Raw genomic sequence first — 6182 nt, forward strand, 5'->3', positions numbered from 1 at the left:
GTTATATACATATTAGTATGCTAGCTAAATATTCTCGATATTATGAAAGAGCTTAAAAAAGATATAGATTCAAAAAAATTCTTTATAAACCACAGCTGAATCCAGTTACTTTGATCAATCACTTGAAAAAGGGTAAATGCCAAAATAATTGAAAGTTTTCTATGAAAAGTCCTTGAGGAACAAATAAGTTAACTCATAATCTTTTTTAAGTTAAAACTATAAGAAGGATTACTGTCAGTTTGGTTGTCCGTAGATGTTAAGGGCTGGCTGCGGAAAAAAGGCGAACAGACAGGCAAGGGTATGCAGGACATTGCCGCAGAGATCCTTGAGGAATTATATCGGCGTGAAAAAAACTCGGTTAGTGAAAATATGAGGAGTGTTTCAAATGATACAAGAATATAAGCGGATTAACGATCGTCTTCCTTGTTTATTTGAACAATTGATCAAATCGCCTAGACATTCATTCCGTGATATTAAAGTTGTCTGATTCAGTGTTAACAATCCACCTGGCCAATGCCAGGTGAGAGAATTATTGATGAAGGCTTGTATAAGAAGATATTTAAGAAGTATTTGTAACTGGCTATAACCATTCTTCTCCTTAAAAAAACGCCTTTCATTTTTCAAAAGGCGCTTTCTTTAACTAATTTAACTTTTAAGGGGCAACTGTAAACTCCATTTTCACAGGCTGCTTCAATGCTTTACCTGAAGTTGATTTCACTCCGCTTTCTACATAGATGACATAAGTTTCCCCTGGCGCATATCCTTCAGCAGGAGCCATAATTTTAACTTCCTTTTTATCAAACCTTAAGGAAAGCTCTACTCCCTCAACCACAGTGGAGCCCTTTTTCACGTAAATATTATTTTGTGCTATAGTGGATTCCTCTAATTCATTGTTAAACTTAATTTTGAAATTATAATGAGGATCAACATTTGTTTTTGTTTCTAACTGTTTATAAACAATTTCTTTTACTACCATTATTTCTGCTGCTTCACTTACATTCCCTGCTTTGTCAGTAGCAGTAATAGATAAAGTTGTTCCAGCTGCCTGTTTTGGAATACTAATATTAAACTTCTCATCGATTCCAACTGTTGCAGTGCCTAATACAGTTGCCCCTGTTCTGACAGTTACAAGTGATTCAGTTTCTGCTATTCCATTTACACTAGTTGATTGGTCTGTTACTTTACTTATTGTTGGAGCAATAGGAGCTGTTATATCATTTATTATTAATTTTGTTGGAGCACTATAAATACCATTTTTATATGAAAGAATAGTAATTTCTTTATCTACTAATAATTCTGTCATTGGTATCATAAATTCGCCATTGGCATCCGGAAATATATTTTTTGTTATTGTTAATTCTGTACTTGCGTCTGTATTTTGAGAATATATAACTATTGACCCTGGCTCTATATAACCCTTTAGAAATGAATCATTTTGTCTATATTCTTTTACAATAGGCGGTGTTGGTTTAATTAAGGATGGAGTATCAAGGTGAGGCTCACTTAATATTGGATCATATGTTATATACCCTAAATTTAGATCATCATTTTTGTCATAAATCAAATTTTCTATTTCTCTTATATCAAGTGTATTCCAAAAATTATTCTTAGCACTTTCTAATTGAGAAAAACTGTGAGATAACTTCAAGGTATTAGATTGAGTTGCAAAAAAATTATTATATTCAAACTTAATTCCTGCGAATCCATACACCTCCAAAGGTGCTACGTTATTAAAAATATTATTGCGGAAAATTGTACTATTACCAACTACAAAAGGTAAACTTTTCGAGAAAATATTTCTCTCCAATATGCTGGAATCGCTTGCGCTACCAATATAATTTTTTTCATATGACACATTATTTAAAGAATTATCAACCCACGAATCTTTAAGGGTGAGGATCCCCGATTGGTATAAAGCAAATGAGCAGTTAATCAACTGGCTGTGCGAGATATTAATTAGACCGTTTTGCGAGGAGTTGCCTCCGTGTAGCTTTGTATTCATAATTCTAATTTTTTCACTTTCAGTTCCTAAAGCATTTAATTCTCCAAAAATAGAAATTTTTTTCTCGTTTCCTATAATTACTACTCCGGGATCAATTGTGAGACTAGATCCAATTTGAATATCTCCTGACAAAATATACGGAGAATTCTCTTTTGTCCATGTTGTTTCAGTATTTATTATGCCACCAGCTATTATTGTACCTTCTGTAGAATCTTCTGCTACTACGTTTAAGCTTTCTGCGTTTACAGTACTTACTAACAATATCGACGTAGAGCTAGCAATACATAAAACACACAGTAAAAAAATAATTAATATTTTTTTATGCAAAGAAATCTTCCTTTCTCAATAATATTATTAGTATCTTTTACACAGGATATCATCAAATGAAATTTTTAGATATACAGTTTATTATTTCCTACGCAAAAAGGTATAGTTGATTTAAATAAATGATGAGCAATCAAGGTAGTTATATACAACGACATATCATATTGATTAGGATTTCCCTTTTTTCATAGGAGGAAATACAGGAGACTGATCACATAGGGATCACACAATTGCATAGTGTTGTGCATTTATATTGCGGTGCTTAACCGCGACCAGGTGAGCGGATTATTGATGAAGGTTCCTTTCGGAATATACAAAAAAGTATTTATAACTGACTAGGATTTGTCTTTTTATATACAAAAAGCGTCTTTCAGAATATTGAAAGACGTTTCTTGTAATTCCTATTAAGTTCCTGGCAACTTCCTAACCGTAAAGCTCATTTTCACAGGCAATTTTAATTCTTTCCCGGTTGCTGATTTCACTGCTTGTTTTACATAAATAACATATGTTTCTCCTCGCTTATATCCCATGGCAGGAGCAGCGACAGTAACTGATTTTTTATCCGAATTCAAAGAAACCGCTACGCCCTCTATAATATTGGAGCCGTATTTTACGTAGAGATTGTCGCTAGTAATTGTGGATTTGTCTAACTCATTATTAAATTTAACAGTGAAGTTATAATATGGATGAACATTTATCCTTGTTTCTAATTGTTTGTAAAAAATTTCTTTAACTACTACTAGTGTTGTTGCTTCACTAATATTGCCTGCTTCATCAATTGCAGTTACAGATAAAGTTATGCCCACTTCTTGTTTTGGTATACTAATATCAAAAGTTCCCTCAGATCCCGTTTTTACTGTACCTAATAGAGTATTTCCTGCTTTAATGGTTACAGTTGCCCCTGCCTCAACTGTTCCCGTAATGCTAGTTGATTGGTCAGTAACTTCATTTACGAATGGCTTCTGCACTATAGGTTTTGGCGCATCTATATTAAATTCTGTTAAATAGGGCTCGTATTGGACGAAAGCGTTGGAATTGTAGTCATCATTTCCATCAAATATAATGGAGTCAATAATTTTTGTGTCGATCGTCCCCCAGTAATTGCTTTGTGCATTGATGATATCCCCAGAGTTTACGTCTTCAATACGGATTACTGTTTTATCGGTAACCAGAAAATTGTTCCCTACTATCTGCACGTTTTGCTTAGTCTTATTTGTATAATCGTAAGTGATATCTGGTACAGTATTTTTGTTTTTAAAAGTATTGTTCTTAATCAAGGCCAAAGAAGTTGTTGATGTGATGTTTAAAGCGCTATTGTCTGTGAATAAGTTCCCTTCAAGGTAGCTAGCTTCTGATGGCTCATACAGCTTAAAATTGCTGCTGTGTACCTCACTGTCTCTTACAATGAGAGCTCCTGACAGGAAAGAATAGTAATTCACTTTCTGCAAGGTAGCATGTTCGATTTCCACACTCGCTTTGCTCCAATTGTCTGCATTAATTGTTACGTTTTCTAAACGTATCTTTTCAGCATCTGTTCCTTTAGCCACAAGCTTAGCAGTCCCGAAGAGTTGAATTTGTCCATTCTTAACTACTACTCCTGGGTCTACAATTACATTTACTCCATCAGCTATTTGAATTCTTTCATTGATAGAATAAGGAGAATTCTCCTTTGTAAGGTGCAGCTCCTTATTAATAATCCCTTCAAGCACATTTGGCAATTTAGGCTCTTCATCTTTTGGCAAATCTGCTTGATCTTCTTGATCCATTAAAGCTACTGGAGCATTCGTGTTAAATTCTGTCAAATAGGGATCATACTGGACGAAAGCGTTAGAGTTGTAATCATCATTTCCATCAAATATAATGGAGTCAATAATTTTTGTGTCGATCGTCCCCCAGTAATTGCTTTGTGCATTGATGATATCCCCAGAGTTCACGTCTTCAATACGGATTACTGTTTTATCGGTAACCAGAAAATTGTTCCCTACTATCTGCACGTTTTGCTTAGTCTTATTTGTATAATCGTAAGTGATATCTGGTACAGTATTTTTGTTTTTAAAAGTATTGTTCTTAATCAAGGCCAAAGAAGTTGTTGATGTGATGTTTAAAGCGCTATTGTCTGTGAATAAGTTCCCTTCAAGGTAGCTAGCTTCTGATGGCTCATACAGCTTAAAATTGCTGCTGTGTACCTCACTGTCTCTTACAATGAGAGCTCCTGACAGGAAAGAATAGTAATTCACTTTCTGCAAGGTAGCATGTTCGATTTCCACACCCGCTTTGCTCCAATTGTCTGCATTAATTGTTACGTTTTCTAAACGTATCTTTTCAGCATCTGTTCCTTTAGCCACAAGCTTAGCAGTTCCAAAAAGCTGAATTTGTCCATTTTTGATTTCTACTCCAGGATCTACGGTTACACTTACTCCGTCAGCTACTTGTATTCTTGTATTAATAGAATAAGGAGAGTTTTCTTTTGTTAAATGAAGATCCTCTTTAACAACCCCTTCAAGTACGTTAGATGTTTCTGCATTTGCAATATTAGCTGAAGGTATTGGCACAAAACTAAAAATTTCTGTAATTACAAAGCAAAGAAAGAAAAGCGCTAATATTCTTTTGAACAAATCAATCTTCCTCTCTCGATAAAATCACCTATTATCTTTTACACATAATACCATCAAATCCAATTTTTAGATATATGGGTTTTTATTTATCTTAGTATCTATAAATATTATTGAAGCACATAAATTTCTGAAAAATCCTAGTTTGCTAATTTATTATAAAAGAGCTCATATATAAAAAGAGAAAATCCTTATAGTTTGTCTATTCTGTCGAGAAGAAATACAGGAGACCGATCATGTAGGAATAACACATATGCGCAGTGTAGTGCATTTATATTGTGAAGCTTGGCCGCGACTAGGAGAAAGGATTATTGACGAGGTTCAAACAAGAAGATATTTAAGAAGTATTTGTGACTGGCTGTGGCCGGTCTTTTTACATTTGGCAACAAAATACGAATGATTTTAGGCAGTTGGGTTGCTCGGAAATAATGCACATATCACTAACTTCCTTTCAGTATTAAATATAGCTACTGGACTCGCTATACTTTACTAAATAATTCGCCATAAAACAGGAGATGATTCAAAAAAGCCTTGGTATTAGCCAAGGCTTAGAGTTTAGACAAATTTCTTTTTTTTATAAAAATGAATGACATGAAAAATCAACAAGCTTTTAACGGCCCAATTTTTTAGATCTTCGATTTATAAATATTAAGGATATTTTTGAAATTAAAAAAGGAAAGGATTTACTCAACAATAGTGAACAAATAATCACTACTTTTATTTGTGACTTTTCCATCGCTAAAACGTATCGAAATACGTGGTTCTATTAATCCATTAGTATGCTATCCGTTATGGTGCCAAATAATTCTTGTTATACCATTTGAGTTACTTTCGATTATTGTGCCCGCAGCCCCTAATATATTAGCTACTTGTTCATACGTCATGCCTAAATCAATTTGATCAAGGGAGTCTTGATGTAAAATTGTTAAGCCTTCTTGAGTAATGTTGCTATATCCTTTACTTGTAGCATATCCACTTCCATTATCCAGAAAATCAACACGAACGTTATTACCAAGCGTTCCCCATTCATATCGGTATATATATTCGCGTTGTTCCCCTTCAAACCCCATAATTCGGTTTACATCTTCCACCTTTAACAAACTTAGATCTCTGATATTTAAAAATTTATGATACATTATAGACTTCATTAATTCCGAAATCTTAATGTCTTTTTCATCTACAGACGTTGTCAGTTCTGCAATCTTAGTGTCTTTTTCATCTACAGACGTTGTCAATTCTGCAAT

General features: G+C 33.9%; 3 protein-coding genes. All 3 read right to left on the bottom strand.

Going from position 1 to position 6182, the window contains the following annotated elements; translation table 11 throughout:
* Window positions 1–652: 652 nt before the first annotated feature.
* Window positions 653–2329, bottom strand: coding sequence for an Ig-like domain-containing protein (locus L2D08_RS23445; protein ID WP_242237941.1), 1677 nt, complete (start codon window positions 2327–2329; stop codon window positions 653–655).
* A gap of 401 nt (window positions 2330–2730) precedes the next feature.
* Window positions 2731–4941, bottom strand: coding sequence for an Ig-like domain-containing protein (locus L2D08_RS23450; protein ID WP_242237943.1), 2211 nt, complete (start codon window positions 4939–4941; stop codon window positions 2731–2733).
* 779 nt (window positions 4942–5720) lie between these two features.
* Window positions 5721–6182: outer membrane protein assembly factor BamE (locus tag L2D08_RS23455; protein WP_242237944.1), on the bottom strand; the 462-nt coding region annotated here is incomplete at its 5' end.

It is taken from the genome of Domibacillus sp. PGB-M46, assembly GCF_022668875.1.
In the GTDB taxonomy this organism is placed as follows: Bacteria; Bacillota; Bacilli; order Bacillales; family Domibacillaceae; genus Domibacillus.